Source organism: Paludibacillus litoralis (assembly GCF_037646705.1).
Lineage (GTDB): Bacteria > Pseudomonadota > Alphaproteobacteria > Rhodobacterales > Rhodobacteraceae > Pikeienuella > Pikeienuella litoralis.
Map to the genome: position 1 here is coordinate 112,905 of NZ_JBBHER010000003.1, position 17,327 is coordinate 130,231.

At 66.8% G+C, this 17,327-nt stretch carries 15 protein-coding genes; 7 read left to right on the forward strand and 8 right to left on the reverse strand.

What is annotated here, in order from left to right; genetic code table 11:
• Positions 1 to 18: 18 nt before the first annotated feature.
• Entirely contained in the window at positions 19 to 1,548 is a 1,530-nt protein-coding gene (locus WG921_RS05005) for a M81 family metallopeptidase (protein WP_340108120.1), read from the reverse strand.
• Positions 1,545 to 2,843, reverse strand: a complete 1,299-nt coding sequence (locus tag WG921_RS05010) for an ArgE/DapE family deacylase (protein ID WP_340108121.1) — start codon at positions 2,841 to 2,843, stop codon at positions 1,545 to 1,547. The genes WG921_RS05005 and WG921_RS05010 overlap by 4 nt, the downstream gene beginning before the upstream one ends.
• 175 nt (positions 2,844 to 3,018) lie before the next feature.
• Between WG921_RS05010 and WG921_RS05015 the strand changes: the two genes are divergently transcribed.
• From WG921_RS05015 to WG921_RS05035, 5 genes are all read left to right on the forward strand, one after another.
• The gene (locus tag WG921_RS05015) at positions 3,019 to 4,644 is read left to right on the forward strand and encodes an ABC transporter substrate-binding protein (protein WP_340108122.1); all 1,626 of its coding nucleotides are present in this window, start codon (positions 3,019 to 3,021) and stop codon (positions 4,642 to 4,644) included.
• Between the two features lie 66 nt (positions 4,645 to 4,710).
• A complete protein-coding gene (locus tag WG921_RS05020) occupies positions 4,711 to 5,655 on the forward strand; it encodes an ABC transporter permease (RefSeq protein ID WP_340108123.1) in 945 nt (314 codons plus the stop codon).
• Positions 5,652 to 6,539, forward strand: coding sequence for an ABC transporter permease (locus tag WG921_RS05025; protein ID WP_340108124.1), 888 nt, complete (start codon positions 5,652 to 5,654; stop codon positions 6,537 to 6,539). The genes WG921_RS05020 and WG921_RS05025 overlap by 4 nt, the downstream gene beginning before the upstream one ends.
• Positions 6,536 to 8,173, forward strand: coding sequence for an ABC transporter ATP-binding protein (locus WG921_RS05030; RefSeq protein ID WP_340108125.1), 1,638 nt, complete (start codon positions 6,536 to 6,538; stop codon positions 8,171 to 8,173). The genes WG921_RS05025 and WG921_RS05030 overlap by 4 nt, the downstream gene beginning before the upstream one ends.
• A gap of 18 nt (positions 8,174 to 8,191) precedes the next feature.
• Entirely contained in the window at positions 8,192 to 9,325 is a 1,134-nt protein-coding gene (locus WG921_RS05035; RefSeq protein WP_340108126.1) for a M20/M25/M40 family metallo-hydrolase, read from the forward strand.
• Between the two features lie 25 nt (positions 9,326 to 9,350).
• On the opposite strand, the gene WG921_RS05040 is transcribed toward WG921_RS05035, so the two are convergent.
• From WG921_RS05040 to WG921_RS05065, 6 genes are all read right to left on the reverse strand, one after another.
• Positions 9,351 to 10,346, reverse strand: coding sequence for an LLM class flavin-dependent oxidoreductase (locus WG921_RS05040; RefSeq protein WP_340108127.1), 996 nt, complete (start codon positions 10,344 to 10,346; stop codon positions 9,351 to 9,353).
• A 263-nt stretch (positions 10,347 to 10,609) separates the two neighbouring features.
• Complete coding sequence (locus tag WG921_RS05045) at positions 10,610 to 10,798, reverse strand: hypothetical protein (RefSeq protein WP_340108128.1); 189 nt, start codon at positions 10,796 to 10,798, stop codon at positions 10,610 to 10,612.
• Between the two features lie 30 nt (positions 10,799 to 10,828).
• Entirely contained in the window at positions 10,829 to 11,617 is a 789-nt protein-coding gene (locus tag WG921_RS05050) for a DUF2092 domain-containing protein (RefSeq protein WP_340108129.1), read from the reverse strand.
• A 44-nt stretch (positions 11,618 to 11,661) separates the two neighbouring features.
• Positions 11,662 to 12,411 carry a porin family protein gene (locus tag WG921_RS05055; protein ID WP_340108130.1) on the reverse strand — a complete coding sequence of 250 codons (750 nt, stop codon included), beginning with the start codon at positions 12,409 to 12,411 and terminating at the stop codon, positions 11,662 to 11,664.
• Positions 12,412 to 12,980: 569 nt separating this feature from the next.
• Positions 12,981 to 14,303 carry a four-carbon acid sugar kinase family protein gene (locus WG921_RS05060; protein WP_340108131.1) on the reverse strand — a complete coding sequence of 441 codons (1,323 nt, stop codon included), beginning with the start codon at positions 14,301 to 14,303 and terminating at the stop codon, positions 12,981 to 12,983.
• Positions 14,300 to 15,049, reverse strand: coding sequence for a FadR/GntR family transcriptional regulator (locus WG921_RS05065; protein ID WP_340108132.1), 750 nt, complete (start codon positions 15,047 to 15,049; stop codon positions 14,300 to 14,302). The genes WG921_RS05060 and WG921_RS05065 overlap by 4 nt, the downstream gene beginning before the upstream one ends.
• A gap of 149 nt (positions 15,050 to 15,198) precedes the next feature.
• Between WG921_RS05065 and WG921_RS05070 the strand changes: the two genes are divergently transcribed.
• Together WG921_RS05070 and WG921_RS05075 are read left to right on the forward strand one after the other, a co-directional pair.
• Complete coding sequence (locus WG921_RS05070) at positions 15,199 to 15,954, forward strand: SDR family NAD(P)-dependent oxidoreductase (RefSeq protein WP_340108133.1); 756 nt, start codon at positions 15,199 to 15,201, stop codon at positions 15,952 to 15,954.
• Between the two features lie 67 nt (positions 15,955 to 16,021).
• Positions 16,022 to 17,308, forward strand: a complete 1,287-nt coding sequence (locus WG921_RS05075) for a RuBisCO large subunit C-terminal-like domain-containing protein (RefSeq protein WP_340108134.1) — start codon at positions 16,022 to 16,024, stop codon at positions 17,306 to 17,308.
• The last annotated feature ends 19 nt before the right edge of the window (positions 17,309 to 17,327 follow it).

The window sequence follows — 17,327 nt, forward strand, 5'->3', positions numbered from 1 at the left end:
GAGCGCGCCTCCTGGCCCTCAGGGCGCGTAGGCCTCGCCGAGAGGCGCGGTCCGCACCCCGGGGCGGAGCCGCTTCCACGGCAGGCTGGCCGGGCTGACCGGCATCGGCCCGGGCGCGGCGGCGGTGAGGATCGTCTCGGCGATCGGGTCGAAATCGGCGCGGAAATGCACCGAGCTCTTCACGCAGAGGATCGCCGCCTCCGTCGGTTCGATCCCGACCTGCCGGAACATCGCCTGGTCCGCCATCTGCGCCTTGGCGGAGACGACGACGATGCGCACGCCGTCCAGCACGAGACAGGCCGATGGCCCCATCTGAACCTCCTGTCCGCCATGATAGGGGCCGGGGCAGACGAAGCGGCCATCGGAAAGCGCCGCGACCTCGAATTCCGCTTCAAAGGGCGAATCGCCCGGAATGCGGGATTTCGCGCCGAGCGGAAGCCGGATGCGGGCGCCGACGCCGGCTTCATGCGCCGCCGCCGCCGCCGCGGGGTCGAAGATCGAGCCGATGGCCGGGCCGGGCGCGTCCGGCAGGGCGCGGGCCGTTTCCGCCGCCGCCGCGCAGAGCGCGCGGACCATGCCCATCGTGTCGCTGTCGCCGCCGGCGCCGGGGTTGTCCTGGCTGTCGGCGATCACGACCGGCCGACGCGCGGTCCGGGCGATGCGGATCGCCTCGGCCACCGCCTCGTCGGGGCTGAAGACGCGGCCGGTGAAGCGGGACTCCGCCGCCTCGACCGCCGCCATCAGCGCGTCGGCGTCCGCGTCGGCGTTGGCGCCATAGGCGGTCACGGTCGCGCCGCAATCGGGGAAGTCCGCGGCGGGAAAGCCCATGTTGAGGCTCATCGGCCAGTCGCCTTCGCGCGCCTCCAGGTGCGCGTAAAGCCCCTTCGCCGGCTCCATGTCGGTGCACTGCCAGGCGATCGGCAGAAGATAGGGGGCCTGGCGGAACGCCTTCGAAGGCCGCGCCGCGCCGTCGATCAGCCGGCCGAGCGCCCGGGCGGCGCGGGCGCCGGTGGCGTTCATGTCGACATGCGGATAGGTGCGATAGGAGACCAGAAGATCCGCCTCGCCAACCATGCGCGCCGTGACGTTGCCGTGGAGGTCGAGACTGGAGACGACCGGGACGTCCGGCCCGACGAGCGCGCGGACGCGCGCGAGGATCTCGCCTTCGCCGTCGTCGTGATGCGTCGTCACCATCGCGCCGTGAAGGTCGAGATAGACCCCGTCCACCGGCAGCGCCGCCTTGATGCGCGCGAGAAGTTTGCCGGTGATCGTCTCGAACGCCTCTTCCGTCACATGCGCGGAGGGGGAGGCGGCGGCCCAGAGGGTCGGGATCACCTCCCAACCGGCGGCCTCGCCATGCGCCATCGCGCCGGCGAAGCCCGTGTTCACCCCGCGAAGCGCCGCGACGGCGTCCTCGCCTTCGAACACGCCGCCCGCGCCGCCGCCCTTGGTGAAGTTCTCAAGCGTCGCGAGGCTCGGCGCAAAGGTGTTGGTTTCGTGAAGGAAGCCGCCGATGGCGACGCGAGGAGATCTTGCAGTGGAGGTCATGCTTTCACCAATCCGCACCAGGAGGCGATGAAGAGCGCCATCACCTCGGTTGAACGTTTGACCGAGTCGAGATCGACCCGCTCGTCGAATCCATGGATGTTTTCCGCGATCGGCCCCCAGCAGAGCGCCGGCATCCCGTGGTAGAGTCCGTAAAAACGCGTGTCGGTCAGCGCGGTCATCAGCCGCTCCTCGGGCGTCGGCGCGCCGAAGACCGTGGAGAAGGCGTCGGCGAACACCGACTCCGGCTCCTCGGCGTTCTCCAGCACCCATCCCTCCGCTAGAAAGCCGTTCCAGACGACCTCCGGCGGGTTCTCGCGCAGGAACGGGTGGCTGGAGGCCGCCTTCGCGACGCAAGCCTCTATCTCGGCCTGCGCATCCTCGATCTTCGTTCCGGGCAGAATGCCGATCCGGCAATCGACGTCGCACCACGCAGGAACGGATGACGGCCAGTCGCCGCCGGAAATGACGCCGGGGTTGAAGTTCAACGGATGCTCGACGTTCGCGTAGATCGGATGCGCCTTCGCGCGCGCGTTCCATTCCGCCTCGAGGCCCTGCAGCGCCTCCACCATCCGCATCGCGGCGACGATGGCGTTGGAGCCGGTTCCCGCCACCGCGACATGGGTGGGCCGCCCGCGAACCCGGAGCCGGAACCAGAGCACGCCGACCTGGGCCCGCGTCAGGCAGTGATCGCCCGGCTCCGGGATCAGCACGCAGTCGGCGCGATACCCGCGCTGGCAGGCGGAGAGCGCGCCGAGCCCGGTGCTCTCCTCCTCGATCACGGATTGAAGATGCACCGGGGCCGCAGGCGCGTAGCCCGCCGCCCGGATCGCATCGAGCGCGAAGAGCGCGCCGACCAGGCCGGATTTCATGTCTCCGGCCCCGCGGCCATGCATCCAGCCATCCCTGATCACGGGCTCGAAAGGCGGCGTCGCCCACATCTCCAGCGGTCCCGTCGGCACCACATCGACATGGCCCTGAAGGATCAGCGATCTGCCGGTCGCGCTGTCAGGGCGCCACGAGCCGACGACGGTGCGCGCGCGGGAGAAATCATGCGTGACCGGTCCGAAGCCGGGCAGGGGCGCCAGCTCCTCCGGGTCGATGGTCCAGGCGTCGACGGCGTAGCCGCGGGTGCGGAGCGCCGCCTCCATCATGTCCTGCGCCGGGGATTCCTGGCCGCGGAGCGAGGGAATCGCGACCAGGTCCGCGAGAAAACGGGTCTGCGCCTCGAATCCCGCCTCGACGGCGCTCCTGATCGCCGCGCGCGCTTCGGGCCCCGGTGTTTTCGCGTCCGCCATGCCGTCTCCTCCGCGGATGAAGTTTTGCCGCTATCATGATTTTGCGGGATTGGTCCCGAGACTTGTTGACAAGGCTTAAGTCGGGCGGCCATCCTTTGTAAAGAAAACGCGGAAGAATGCGGCGCCTTGGGCTTCGGGCGACCGGATCGCCTATCCAACAGAGAGAGAGCTTCACATGACTCAACACACGAGACTGAACCCACGGAGCGGGGTGCGCGGCGCGCTGGGGCGGGCCGCGCGGGTGTCCGCCGCCGCCGCGGTCGGCGCCATGCTGCTCGGTACGGTTGCGGAGGCGCAAACGATTCGGGCGGTTCTCCATTCGGCGCTCCGGGTGCTCGACCCGATCATCACCACCGCCTACATCACGCGCGATCATGGCTACATGATCTACGACACGCTGGTGGCGACGGACGCGAATTTCGAGGTTCAGCCGCAGATGGCGAGCTGGGAGATCTCGGAGGACAAGCTCACCTACACGTTCACCCTTCGCGACGGACTGAAATTCCATGACGGCGCGCCCGTCACCGCCGAAGACGTGATCGCCTCGCTCAAGCGCTGGGGCGAGCGCGACGGCATGGGCCAGAAGCTGATGGATTTCGTCGCCGACATGAAGGCGGACGGCGACAAGGTGATGGTGATGACGCTGAAGGAGCCCTACGGGCTCGTGCTTGAAAGCCTCGGCAAGCCATCCTCCATCGTGCCGTTCATCATGCCGAAGCGGATGGCGGAGACCCCGTCGACCGAGGCGGTCTCCGAGCAGATCGGCTCCGGCCCGTTCCGTTTCGTCGCGGATGAGTTTCAGCCCGGCCTGATTTCGGTCTACGAGAAATTCGAGGATTACGTCCCGCGCGACGAACCGCCGAGCTGGGCCGCGGGCGGCAAGGTGGTCAATGTCGATCGCGTCGAATTCGTCGTGATGCCCGACGCCCAGACCACGCTCAGCGCGCTTCAATCCGGCGAGGTCGACTTCTGGGAGGATCCGAAGCCGGATCTGCTGCCGATTCTCCGGAGCAATGATGAACTCGTCGTCAAGAACCTGAACGCGCTCGGCCTTCAGACGATCATGCGGCCGAACTTCCTCCATCCGCCGATGGACAACAAGTTGATCAGGCAGGCGGCGATGGCGGCGTTCAACCAGCAGGACTTCATGGACGCGAAGATCGGCGACCCCGAGCTCTTTCAGCTCTGCGGGGCGATGTTCGTCTGCGGAACGCCGCTCGAGACGGATGTGGGGTCCGAGGAGGTCGTGAACGGGACCGGCATGGAGCACGCGCGCGCGCTTCTGAAGGAGGCCGGATATGACGGCACGCCGGTCGTGATCATGCATCCGACCGATGTCGGATCGCTCAGCACGCAGCCGGTGGTCGCGGCGCAGGCGATGCGGGATGCGGGCTTCGTCGTCGATCTCCAGGCGATGGACTGGCAGACGCTGGTCGGGCGGCGCGCCAGCCAGGCGCCGGTCTCCGAAGGCGGCTGGAACATGTTCTTCACCAACTGGGTCAGCGCGGACATCAACAACCCGATCAACAACAACATGGTGAACGGGCGTGGCCCGAACGATGGCGGCTGGTTCGGTTGGCCGACCGTGCCGGAGGCCGAAGAGCTTCGGGACGCCTACGCCCGCTCGACGGACCCCGCCGAGCAGAAGGAGATCGCGACCAAGCTTCAGACGCTCGCCTATGACGAGGTGATGTACGTCCCGCTTGGCCAGTATATCGAGCCGTCCGCCTGGTCGACCCGGCTCGACGGCGTGGTCGAAGGGCCTGCGACGCCCTATTTCTGGAACGTCACCAAGAAATAGGCCCATCTGAAATGGCGGTCGGCGCCCGGATGACGCCGACCGCTCCTTTCAAAACGAAGGCGCGTCATGACACGCTATATTCTTGGTCGGATCCTCGCCGCGGTGCCGGTGATGGCGCTTGTCGCGGTTTTCGTCTTCCTGTTGCTCCGGCTCACGCCCGGCGACCCGGCGGCGATCATCGCCGGCGACGCGGCGACCCCTGAACAGCTTGACCGAATCCGGCAGCATCTCGGTCTGAACGACCCGCTCTACGTCCAGTTCTTCACCTGGATCGGAAATCTTCTCCAGGGCGATTTCGGCACCTCGATCCTCTCCAACACGCCTGTGCTGGAGATGATCGGCCGGCGGATGGAGCCGACGATCAGCCTCGCGCTCACCACGATGACGCTTTCGATCATCATCGCGGTTCCGCTTGGCGTTATCGCCGCGTGGAAGCAAGGCACGCTGATCGACCGGGTCGTGATGGCGATCTCGGTGCTGGGCTTCTCCGTCCCGGTCTTCGTGATCGGCTATATCCTGATCTCGATCTTTTCGCTCGATCTGAACTGGTTTCCGGTTCAGGGGTTCAGATCGATCTTCGAGGGGGTCGGCCCGTTCGCGGCCCGGATCACGCTGCCGACGGTGACGCTGACCTTGCTCTATATCGCGCTGATCGCGCGGATCACCCGCACGTCGATGCTGGAGATCCTCGGCGAGGATTACGTGCGGACCGCCCACGCGAAAGGGCTGAGCGACCAGCGCGTGCTGATGCGGCATGCGCTCCGGAATTGCGCGGTGCCGATCGTCACGATCATCGGGATCGGTTTCGCGCTCATCATATCGGGCGTCGTCGTCACGGAGACGGTGTTCAATCTGCCGGGGCTCGGGCGCCTGACGGTGGACGCGGTGCTGGCGCGCGACTATCCGGTCATTCAGGCGATGATCCTGCTGGCTTCCCTCGTCTATGTCGTCATCAATCTGCTCATCGATATCTCCTACGTCTTTCTCGATCCGAGGATCCGTTACGCATGAGCGACGATACAGTCTTCACCGCGCCGGCGAGGCCTTCCGCTTTCAGGCAGGCCCTGAAAATCTTCGGCTCCAGCAAGATCGTCGCCATCGCCTCGACAATTCTCTTCCTGATCATCCTCGTTGCGATCTTCGCGCCGCTGATCGCGCCGCATGACCCTGTTCGGCTCAGTCCGGGGCAGAGATTGAAACCGCCCTCCGCGGAGTTTCTGATCGGCACCGACGCCTTTGGCCGCGATCTGCTCTCACGCGTGATCTATGGGGGGCGGATCTCCCTCGTCGTCGGGCTCGGCGCGGCGGTGGCGGCGGTGGCGCTTGGCCTCGTCGTCGGGCTGGCGGCCGGGTTTTTCCAGCGCCTCGACGCGGTGGTGATGCGGGTCGTCGACGGGTTGATGGCGATCCCGAGCATTCTTCTGGCGATCGCCATCGTGGCGCTCTGGGGGGGGACGCTCTGGACCGTCCTGGTCGCGATCACCATTCCCGAGGTGCCGCGGGTCGTGCGCCTGGTGCGCTCGGTCGTGCTCTCCGCGCGCGAGGAGCCCTATGTCGAGGCGGCGATCGCCGCCGGCTCATCGACCTGGCGGATTCTGGTCCGGCATCTTCTGCCCAACACCATCGCGCCCCTGATCGTTCAAGGCACCTATATCTGCGCCGCGGCGATCCTGGTGGAGGCGATTCTCAGCTTTCTCGGCGCCGGCATCAACCCGGAGACGCCGTCCTGGGGCAACATCATGGCCGAGGGGCGGGTCTATTTTCAGATCAACCCCGGCATCATCCTCTGGCCGGGGCTGTTCGTCTCGGTCACGATCCTCGCCATCAACCTCGTCGGCGACGCGGTTCGGGACGCGCTGGATCCGCGAATGGCGAAACGGGGGATCGACCGATGAGCGAACCGCTTCTCGACATCCGCAACCTCCGGATCGCGCTTGGCGGCGACGCCTCGGCGGAGGTGGTGAAAGGCGTCTCGCTCACGATCCATCCGGGCGAGACGATGTGCCTGGTCGGCGAATCCGGCTCCGGCAAATCCCTGACGGCGCTGGCGACCATGGGGCTTCTGCCGAGCGCGCTGAAGGCGACGGCGGGCGAAATCCTGCTGAAGGGCGAAAATCTTCTGGCCGCGCCGTCATCGCGGCTGCGCAGCCTCCGCGCGAACGCGATGTCGATGATCTTTCAGGAGCCGATGACGGCTCTGAACCCGGTGCATCGCGTTGGCGAGCAGATCGCCGAGGTGCTCGAAGCGCACACCAAGCTGGACCGCGGCGCCGCCCGGCGCCGGGTGATCGAGATGATGGAGGAGGTGCATCTTCCCTCCCCCGAGAGCCTCTATGGCAGTTTTCCGCATCAGCTCTCGGGCGGGCAGCGCCAGCGGATCATGATCGCGATGGCGCTCATCCTGCGGCCGCAGCTTCTGATCGCCGACGAGCCGACGACCGCGCTCGATGTGACGACGCAAAAACAGATCCTCGCGCTGATCCGCGAATTGCGGGAAACCACGGGCGCCGCGGTTCTCTTCATCACTCATGACATGGGCGTCGTCGCCGAGATCGCCGACAATGTGACGGTCCTGCGCCTCGGCGAAGTGCAGGAGACCCGCCCGGTCGAAGAGCTTCTGCGCGACCCGCGCACCGAGTACAGCCGCCAGCTTCTGCAGGCGGTGCCGAGCCTCACGCCGCGCGCGCCGCGCCCGGCGGAGGGCGTGGACGCGCCCGTCGTGCTGGAGACGAAGGGCCTCGGCAAGACCTATGGCGAGCTCGGCTGGCGCGGGAAGGGCCGCGAGGTTGTGGCGGCGAAGGGCGTCGATCTCTTGCTCCGGCAGGGCCGAACGCTCGGCATCGTCGGCGAGTCCGGCTCCGGCAAGTCCACCGTGGCGCGCTGCATCGTCCGGCTGATCGACCCCACGGAAGGCTCCATCCTGATCTCGGGCGAAGAAATCGCGACCCTCGGCCAGAAGGCGCTGAAGCCGCATCGGAAACGGGTGCAGATCGTGTTTCAGGACCCGTTCCGCTCCCTCAACCCGCGGATCGAAATCGGCGAGTCGATCACTGAGGGGCCGACGAATTTCGGCGTGCCGCGGCGCGAGGCGATGGCGCGCGCGCGCGAGCTGCTGGAGCTTGTCGGCCTGCCGGCCAGCGCGGTGGACCGGTTCCCGCATCAATTTTCCGGCGGGCAGCGCCAGCGCATCGCCATCGCGCGGGCGCTGGCGATGGATCCGGATCTTCTGGTCGCCGACGAGGCGGTCTCCGCGCTCGACGTGTCCGTTCAGGCGCAGGTGCTGGACCTCCTCGCGGAAATCCAGGAGCGTCTCGGCGTCGGCCTTCTGTTCATCACGCATGATCTCCGGGTCGCGGCGCAGATTTGCGACGATGTGATGGTGATGCAAAAGGGCGAGGTGGTCGAATACGGCCCCGCCGCCGAGGTTCTGGGCGCCCCCCGCACCGATTACACCCGCGCGCTCATCGACGCGGCGCCGGGGCGCAACTGGGATTTCGCGCGTTTTCGTCCGGTGGCGGAAGCGTCCTGAGGCCGAATGGAGCAGAGAATGAAAATCGCCGAATTGCCTTTTGACGTCGACGCCATGTTGAATGGCCTGAGAGTCTGGGTCGAGACAGAGAGCCCGACTTTCGTTCCGAGCGCGGTGAACCGGATGATGGATGTCGCCTCGCGCGATCTCGCGCTGATGGGCGCGACGATCGAGCGGATTCCGGGGCGGATGGGCTGGGGCGACTGCGTGCGCGCCCGGATGCCCCATCCGCGCCAGGGCGAGCCGGGCGTGCTGATCATGGCGCATCTCGACACCGTGCACCCGATCGGGACGCTGGAGACGCTGCCTTATCGGCGTGAGGGCGACCTGGCCTATGGGCCGGGCATCTGCGACATGAAGGGCGGGACGTATCTGAGCCTCGAGGCGCTCCGCGTGCTGGCGCGCGTCGGCGTGGAGACGCCCTTGCCGGTCACCATCCTCCTGACCAGCGAGGAGGAGATCGGCACGCCGTCCGCGCGCGATCTCGTCGAGGCGGAGGCGGCGCGGCAGAAATACATCCTGGTGCCCGAGCCGGGCCGCGAAGGCGGCGGCTGCACCACCGGGCGCTACGCCATCGCCCGCTTCAACATCGCCACCGACGGCAAGCCGAGCCACGCCGGCGCGCAGCTTTCGGCGGGCCGCTCGGCGATCCGCGAGATGTGCCGGCGCATCATGGAGATCGAGGAGATGACCAGCGAGGACTGCACCTTCTCTGTCGGGGTCCTCAATGCCGGCACATGGGTGAACTGCGTCTCCTCGCGGGCCGAAGCCGAAGTGCTGTCGATGGCCAAACGGCAGGCCGATCTCGACGCGGGCGTGGCGAAGATGCTGGCGATGGCGGACTCCTCCGCCGAGGTCGCGTTCCATGTCGCGCGCGGCGTCACCCGCCCGGTCTGGGAGCCGAACGCCGGAACGATGGCGCTTTACGAGCGGATGAAGGGCTTCGCCGCCGAACTCGGCATCGAGAGTTTCCATGAATCGTCCGGCGGCGGCTCCGACGGCAACTTCACCGGCGCGCTCGGCTTCCCGACGCTGGACGGGCTCGGCGTCGAGGGCGGCGGAATCCATACGCTGAACGAGCATATCAACGTCCCGACGCTCGAATCCCGCGGGCGGATCATGGCCGGAATGCTGGCGACGCTGGCGGACTGACCGGAGCGGTCGCCGAAGCCGCGTTTCAGGCGGTTTCGGCGATCTCCGCCATCGCCTCGGCGGCGATGCGGAACGAGGTCTTCCGCGCGGCGTGATCGTGGATCTGGCCGGTCAGGATCACCTCATCAGGCTGGTGGCGCTTTATCAACGCGGCCAATGTCTGGCGCACCGTGTCTTTCGCGCCGACCGCCGAGACGCGGAGCGCCTGATCGACTGCGGCGCGCATGGGCCCGCCGATGACGGCGTCGATGTCGGTCACCGGGCGCGGCAGTTTTCCGGGCCGGCCGGTTCTCAGCGCCGCGAACGCCTGTTGCATGGAGGTTCGCAGATAGGCGCCCTCCTCGTCGGTGTCCGCGGCGAAAACATTCACCGCCAGCATGAAATGGGGCCGCTGCACGCGTGGCGACGGCTGAAACCGCGCGCGGTAGATCTCGACCGCCTGATCGAGCGCGTCGGGCGCGAAATGGGACGCGAAGGCGTAGGGGAGCCCGAAATGCGCGGCCAGCTGCGCGCCGTAAAGCGACGAGCCGAGGATCCAGATCGGCGGCGCGGTTCCCTCGCCGGGAAGCGCCCGGACCGGCGCGCCGGGGCGATGCGGGCCGAGATAGCCGATCAGCTCCGCCACATCGTCGGGGAACCGGTCGCCATGGTCCGCGCCCCGGCGCAGCGCCCGCGCGACCGCCATGTCGCCGCCCGGCGCGCGGCCGAGGCCAAGGTCGATCCGGTCCGGGAAGATCGTCGCCAGGGTGCCGTATTGCTCGGCGATCGAGAGCGGCGCGTGGTTCGGCAGCATCACGCCGCCGGCGCCGACGCGGATCGTCCGGGTGGCGTTTGCGACATGCCCGATCAGGACCGCGGTCGCGGCGCTGGCGATGCCGGGCATGTTGTGATGCTCCGCCATCCAGAACCGCTTGTACCCCAGCGCCTCCGCATGCTGCGCGAGATCGACCGAATTCCTGATCGCCTCCGCCGCATCGTGGCCTTCGGCGACGGGGGCGAGGTCGAGAACTGAATAGAGCATCGCGCATCCTTTGCTGGCGTGCGGTCAGTCTAGGCGCCGGCGCGCTTTCGGGAAAGGGCCGGGCGGCCATGTCGGCGCCTCCGCCCCAGCGTGGCCGCCAACCGCCCGCCCCGCCATGTCGGCATCCCGGTCATGAACGGCGAAAGCCATCGCCTGACGCAGGGTCGGCGCCGCGAACCCGTCTCCGGAAACAGTTCCCGCGCCGGATTGGCTCTTGGGAGCCAGTCGGCAATCCGAGGGCGCCTGGCGATTCTGCGCGACCCTCAGCAGTTATATATGCCGGCCGCGCAGCGCCGCGCCGTGCGCCGGCCGACGCCGGCAATGCTGACCGGGGTCAGCGGGCGGCCGATTCTCGCCTCGGCGGGCTGGCCGAAGCCGAGGACTCCGCTCGCCATGTAGCTGGTCCCGACCTCGAGGATGGAAAAGGCGACGGTCAAGGCGAAGGTCGCCATTATGGCTTTTCTGAGCATGTCTCGGGGTCCTTACTGGGCGTAGATGCCGGACAGTTCGTTGATTGCGGGAACGGCGGACAATTCGACCTGGGTCGCGCCCGCCGGAACCGCGAAGGCGAGATCGCCCGCCGCGCCGTCTCCTGCGCGCCAGTTGCGAACGTCGATGCGGTATGTCGGCCAGCCGGTCACGCTGGTGTCGGTGATGACGTAACGGCAGGGGTGGGGGGTGTCGCCCTGAGCGATCCAGATCTGCAGATCCGCCTGCTCGGTCTGAAACGCGAAATGATCGCACATCACGCCTCCGATCACCCCGGCGCCAAGGTCTTTGACATCGGTGAACAGGGGCGTCAGCGCGGCGGCGACGTCGGCGTTCAGCAGGTCAGCGGCGGGCAGCGGCTGACCGTAGGACTTGCGCAGCGTGTCGATCAGGTCATCCACCGAACCGGCGGTTTCGATCGTGGCGAAGATGTTGGCGTCGGTGTTGACGACGGTCAGGGTTCGCCCGTCGTAGTCCAGCACCACGCTGGCGAACCCGCCGTCACGGGTCGCATGCAGCGCGCCGGGGCGCTCCAGAGCGATCGCGCCCGAGCTTGCGATCACGAATTTGTGCCCGCCTTCGGTCACGACATCGAGGGATGAGTCATAGTCGAATGCGAGCGCGCTCTGCGCGCCCAGATAGTCGGACATGCGTTGAAACGCCTGTTTCGCGAAGGCGCCGTCGGCGTTGGCCGGCCCTGCGGCCGAGAGCGCGGAAAACACCGCCGCCGCCGAAATGGACGCCGTCAGATGCTTGCGAAGGCGCCGTGCGCTGCTCTTCATGTCAATTCCCTCTTTTCGTGGCGTGACGGCGGGCTGCGACGGTCTCAAAACCTGTACGAGCCAGCGATGAACGGGCCGGAAAGGTTGATGGAGGTCTTGCGGCCCCCGATGACGTTCTCAAGGTCCATCTCGCGATACCCGAGCCGTGCGGACCATTTCTCGTTGAACTGATAATTCACGCTCGCCAGGGCTTGCCAGGTCTGATCATCCGACCCGGTGCCCCCGAAATCGGCGAATGCGGTCACTGACCATTTGTCATCGAACGGCACGGTCATTCGCGCCGCGACCACAGGAACGGCCCAGACCTTGCTCGTTTTTCTGGATTCTCCGGGGCGCCTGCCGGGATTGAGTTTCAGATTCACATCCAGGTCAAAGGCGCGAAAGCCGCCGCCGACATCGATCGCGACGCCGGCCTTGTCGTAAACCCGATATGTCAGATAGCCGCTGGCGAGCGCCAGTTCGGTCTCCACCTTGGCGTCGGAAAACAGGGCGCCGAAAGGCGTCGATTTGGTGGCCGACAGATCCGTATACAGCCCGTCGACGATGATCGCCCAAGGGCCGCGCCGCGCTTCGATGGTCCCCATGAGCGCAAAATCGAGATGGGATAGCACGTCGCGCGCGCTCAGTTTGCCGTCAACCTCGCCAAAGCGGGTGTCCACCTTCGATTCGAGGGCGGACAGCCAAGTATAAATGGTCGCCTCATAGGTCCAGGCGGAAGGCGAGGCCGGACTCTGAGCTGCGGCCGGCGTCGCGAGAAACAACGTCATGGCGCATAGGATTGAAAGTCGTTTCATTCTAGTCACTCTCGTTATGCTGTCGCGTTTTCATTTTATGATCTGAACCCGTCTGGCGCGGTGCGGTCGAAGCGCGACGAACTGGTTAGGCAGGCGGGATTCACAAAGTCATGTTCATGACCGTTCAATACGTCTCGGCTTGACGGCGCCGTTCCCCCCAACGTCCGCCCTTCGCCCGGCTTCGCCGCCGACACGTCCGCGAAAACAGGAGCCGCGGCCCCGGGTGCGGACGGGAAGCGAGACTGAGGATACCTCACTCAATCATGTCTGGATATCACCTATCGGCGGATGTCGCTGGGAAGATCCGCCCTGTCGGGACATTTCTTCGCCGAAGTGCGATGGTCGGCGCAGCTCATCAACGCGAATATCGGGCGAGCCGGCGATGGGGCTGAATCTCGGCGCCTATACACCGAGATTTTCCGCGCCGGCTTCGGCTCGATCAAACGCCTGCAGGCCGAGATCGGAGAGGGGCGCGGCCTTCCTCGGTCCGCCCTCCCGCGAACCGCGTTCTTTTCATCGGTCCGGCTTTCGATCGAAAGCCGGATTCCCATCGCGGATGGAGGAAACCCTCAGTGGCGGGTCGGCTCCCCCAGGGGGCGCAGGAAGAAGTCGTCATCGCCGGCCTGTCCGCCCTTGAGAACGACATTGACGCCGTCAACTTCGTCGTCCGCGAGCAATCGGCAGACATTGCTGGAGTGCAACCCGTAGAAGGCGGCGATCTCCAGAGCGTATGCGCCGGAGTTCCGCATGGCGTAGCTTGAGCTGTCGCCGCCGGCGAAAATAACCTGCCTGACCCCCGCCTTCTTCGCAGCCTCCCTGAAGAGGGCGGCCAGGATCTGGCCGACGCGCTCCGCTCTCGCCGGATCGAACGGCTCGGTCGCGGCGCCTCTGGCCGTGAACGCCGCGACGGAGCGGCCGCGCGCCAACGCTTCGAGCATGAGCGGCGCCGCGCGCTCCGCGATGCGCCCGACGTCTTCGGGCGCCCGGACCTCCGAGGGCGGGAGGGAAATCATCTCCCATCCGGCCGCCTCCACCGCCGAGAGCTGGACGCCGGTCTGCTCCGCGCAGCTGCCGGACAGGACCAGCGCCGGGCCCGGCGGCGACGTCTTCCCGGACGATTCCGCCGGCGCGCGCCCGAGCTCGGCCGCGATCAGGCCGCCGATCCCTTGCGGAAAACCTTGCGCGCCGACGCAGAACACGGAGCGGCGCGCCGCGAGGCGCCACATGGCTGCGCAGACGACGCGAAGCTGGGCGTTGTCGACGGCGTCCAGCACGACCGGCGCCCCGTCGGCCCCGCGTTGATCCAGAAGATCCGCGACCGCGTCGGCGCCCGAGGCCAGCTCCGGCAGCATTATGGCGCCCGGCGGCGGCGTTCCGAGAGCATGGAGATGGCGCCTCAGATCCGCTTCCGTCATCGGTGTGGAGGGATGATTGGTCAGGGCCGGGTTCCGGTCGAGCCTGAGAATCTCCTGGCGATGCGCCGAGAACAGGTTGGAGAAGGCGGTGTAGCGGCCGAAATCCGGCGTCGCCGCCAGAACCGGCGCGCAGGCGTCTGGCCAATACCGGCGGGCCGTCTCTATCGCCACCGCGAAGTTGCCGACCTCCGGCGCCGAGTCGAAGGTCGAGCAGACCTTGTATTGATTCAGAGGCGCCTTGAGCGACGCGAAAAGCGAGAAGGCGTCCTCAAGCAACTCGCGCATCTTGTCGGGCGCGCATGACCGGGCGACGCCCGCGATCCCGACCACGTCGAGATCCGCGGCTTCCTTGCGCACACGCGCATGATCCGCCGGCTCGAAATACAGTCGGGACCTGAGCCCGTGACGGTGGAACTGCGCCAGATTCTCGGCCGCGCCGGTGAAATCGTCACCGTAAAAGCAGACGTGAGGAGTCATTCCGCCGCAACCTCCGCGCCGCCCTTCGCCTCAAGCTGCTCGAGCATCTGGCGAAAATGGTCCATATTGGCCTCCACCCCGTAGCATTCGCGCGCGCCGCCGCTGTTTCGGGCCTCTATCATCGTATACATCACCTCATGAAGGCGCACGGTGTGCTCCACCTCGCCGTTTTCGTGCGATTTGCGGAGCCAGTCCGCGACCATGTTCAGCACGAAATTGGCGATGGTCGAGACCAGCTCATTCTGGGTGGCGTGGTAGACCGCGCGATGAAAGTCGAGGTCCGCCTCGGTCGTGGCGTCCAGATCGGGCGGATCGTCCTCGCCCAGCTTCCGGAGGCGCTCGATGCATGCGCGCATCGCGGCCAGATCCTCGGGCGTGCGGCGCTGCGCCGCCAGCTCCGCGCAGCTCCGCTCGAAGATCAAGCGGACCTCCATGAGCTTCTGCGGGGTCGAGGCCTTCAGGTGGGTCCGGAACAGCAGCAGCTGCGCGAGCGACGCCTGCGGCCCTTTGGCGATGAATGTCCCGTGCCCGTGGCGGACATCCAGAACGCCCGCGGCGGCGAGAACTTTTATCGCCTCGCGCACCGGCGTTCTGCTGACGCCGATTTCACGCGCGAGGTCGACCTCGGCGGGCAGACGAACGCCGGCCTTCAACGTCCCGTCGGCGATCCTTCCCTTGATATACCCCAGAACGAATTCGAGTCGGGTCGGCGCCTTCTTCGGAGTTTCGCTGGTTGAATTCTTCAATTTTTCAGCTCCCGATACATGAACGCGTGGTCCGCAACTGATGAGCCTCCGGCGTCAGGTGAATGTTGACAAGGGCGATCACATCACGAAAGATTATACCTATCGCGAAATTTCGCCACCTCAAAATTTAGAGAAGAGGACAAGACACAGTGTCTAGCGTCGAATCGGAGTTCTCCGGAAGGGTGGCGATGGTGACCGGCGGCGCGCGCGGCATCGGCCGGGCCTGTTGCCTCCGGCTCGCGGAGGGCGGCGCGCGGATCGCGCTGAACTATGTCCGCAACGACGCGGCGGCGGCGGAGACGAAGGCCATGGTCGAGGCCATGGGCGGCGTCTGCGAATTGTTTCGCGCGGATAGCGGCGATCAACCCGAATTCGCCGCCGCGGTCGACGCGGCCCGCGCGAAGCTCGGGCCGATCACGATGCTGGTGGCCAACGCGGGAACCACTCGGCCGAGCGACCATGCGGACCTGGATCTCGCGTCATGGCGAGAGACCATGCGGGTCAACCTGGACGGGCAATTCATCGCCATTCAGGAGACCAAGACAGACATGATCGAACAGGGCTTCGGCGGCATTGTCTGCCTCGGCTCCATCGCCGCGCTGAGCCCCCGCGCCCGCCAGATCGATTACGCGGCGGCGAAAGCCGGCGTCCTCGCCATGATGCGGTGTTTCGCCGAGGCGCTCGCCCCCGCGATCAGGGTGAACGCCATCGCGCCCGGCCTGACCGAGACCGACATGCTGGACGATCTCGATCGGAGCATTCTGCCCGGTCGTATCGCCGGCATCCCGATGAAGCGGCTCGGAAAAACCGGCGATATCGCCGAGGCGGCGGCGTTCCTGCTCTCGGACCGGGCCGGCTTCATCACCGGCCATACGATGATCGTGAGCGGCGGCGACGTGATGTAAGATTTTTTATTGACCGCCTATAGATCATACCTCATACTTTTTGCGACGTCCCATAGGAACGCCTCCGATGCCCGATGAGATCTGCGCCCGGTACCTGATCGAGACCCCGCTATCCGTCGACGCGGCGGCGGCGGCCATCGCGGGCGAGCAATCCACCGGCACCTTCATGAAGCTCGCGTCCGAATCTGACGCGTTGACCCGGCGCGCGGGGGCGCGGGTGGCGTCGATCACGCCCCTCGAAGAGGTTGACGCGCCAAGTCTCCCCGGCGCGCGGGCGGCGCCGAGCGGGCGCTACGCCCGCGCCGAGATCGAGATCGTCTGGCCCTATGCGAATATCGGCCCCGACCTCGCCGCGCTGATGGCCACGATCAGCGGCAATCTCAGCGAGTTGAGCGAGCTTTCCGGGATCAAGCTCCTCGACGTCGACCTGCCTCCGGCCTTCATCGACGCGTCGCCGGGGCCGCGCCACGGCGTCGCCGGGTCGCGCGAGCGGTTCGGCCTCGACCGCGCGCCAGCCATCGGCACGATCGTCAAGCCGAGCATCGGGCTCACGCCGGAGGAGACCGCGGACGCCGTGGCGGAGTTCGCCGCCGGCGGCATCGACTTCATCAAGGACGACGAGCTGTGCGTCGATCCGCTCAATGCGCCGCGGAGCGCGCGGATCGAGGCGGTGATGGACGTGCTCCACCGCCACGCCGACCGCACCGGCAAAAAGGTGATGTACGCCTTCAACATCTCCGGCGATTTCGACCAGATGCGCCGCGGCGCCGAGCAGGTGCTCGCCGCGGGCGGCGACTGCGCGATGCTGAGCCTCAACTGGGTCGGGACGCCGGCGGTTCTCGCGCTTCGCCGCGAGTTTCCCCTCTTCATTCACGGCCACCGGAACGGCTGGGGGCTTTTTTCGCGCGCGCCGATGCTCGGGATCGATTTTCGGGTCTATCAGAAGATCTTCCGGCTGGCCGGCGTGGACCATCTGCATGTGAACGGCCTTCGGAACAAGTTCACCGAGCCGGACGCGTCCGTCATCGCGTCGGCGAGGGCGTGTCTCACGCCGTTGAGCGCGGATGACCCGCTCGTCATGCCGGTCTTCTCCAGCAGCCAGACCGTGTTGCAGGCGCATGACACCTTCGCCGCGATCCAGTCGACCGACCTGATCTACGCCTGCGGCGGCGGAATCGTCGGCCACCCCGGCGGAATCGCGGAAGGGTGCCGCGCGCTCCGGGCGGCGTGGGAGGCGGCCGTCGCGGGCGTGCCCCTGGTCGACGCCGCGCGTGAAGACCGGGCCTTGCAAATGGCGATCGAGACGTTCGCGCCGCATCTGGCGTCCAGAGACCGCGCCTCCACAGCGCGTTAGACAATATATTCAATGAAGG

Excerpts from the sequence above, each read along its gene's own strand:
- WG921_RS05005 (WP_340108120.1), bottom strand. The coding sequence starts at position 1,548 with ATGACCTCCACTGCAAGATCTCCTCGCGTCGCCATCGGCGGCTTCCTT.
- WG921_RS05010 (WP_340108121.1), bottom strand. The coding sequence starts at position 2,843 with ATGGCGGACGCGAAAACACCGGGGCCCGAAGCGCGCGCGGCGATCAGG.
- WG921_RS05015 (WP_340108122.1), top strand. The coding sequence starts at position 3,019 with ATGACTCAACACACGAGACTGAACCCACGGAGCGGGGTGCGCGGCGCG.
- WG921_RS05020 (WP_340108123.1), top strand. The coding sequence starts at position 4,711 with ATGACACGCTATATTCTTGGTCGGATCCTCGCCGCGGTGCCGGTGATG.
- WG921_RS05025 (WP_340108124.1), top strand. The coding sequence starts at position 5,652 with ATGAGCGACGATACAGTCTTCACCGCGCCGGCGAGGCCTTCCGCTTTC.
- WG921_RS05030 (WP_340108125.1), top strand. The coding sequence starts at position 6,536 with ATGAGCGAACCGCTTCTCGACATCCGCAACCTCCGGATCGCGCTTGGC.
- WG921_RS05035 (WP_340108126.1), top strand. The coding sequence starts at position 8,192 with ATGAAAATCGCCGAATTGCCTTTTGACGTCGACGCCATGTTGAATGGC.
- WG921_RS05040 (WP_340108127.1), bottom strand. The coding sequence starts at position 10,346 with ATGCTCTATTCAGTTCTCGACCTCGCCCCCGTCGCCGAAGGCCACGAT.
- WG921_RS05045 (WP_340108128.1), bottom strand. The coding sequence starts at position 10,798 with ATGGCGACCTTCGCCTTGACCGTCGCCTTTTCCATCCTCGAGGTCGGG.
- WG921_RS05050 (WP_340108129.1), bottom strand. The coding sequence starts at position 11,617 with ATGAAGAGCAGCGCACGGCGCCTTCGCAAGCATCTGACGGCGTCCATT.
- WG921_RS05055 (WP_340108130.1), bottom strand. The coding sequence starts at position 12,411 with ATGAAACGACTTTCAATCCTATGCGCCATGACGTTGTTTCTCGCGACG.
- WG921_RS05060 (WP_340108131.1), bottom strand. The coding sequence starts at position 14,303 with ATGACTCCTCACGTCTGCTTTTACGGTGACGATTTCACCGGCGCGGCC.
- WG921_RS05075 (WP_340108134.1), top strand. The coding sequence starts at position 16,022 with ATGCCCGATGAGATCTGCGCCCGGTACCTGATCGAGACCCCGCTATCC.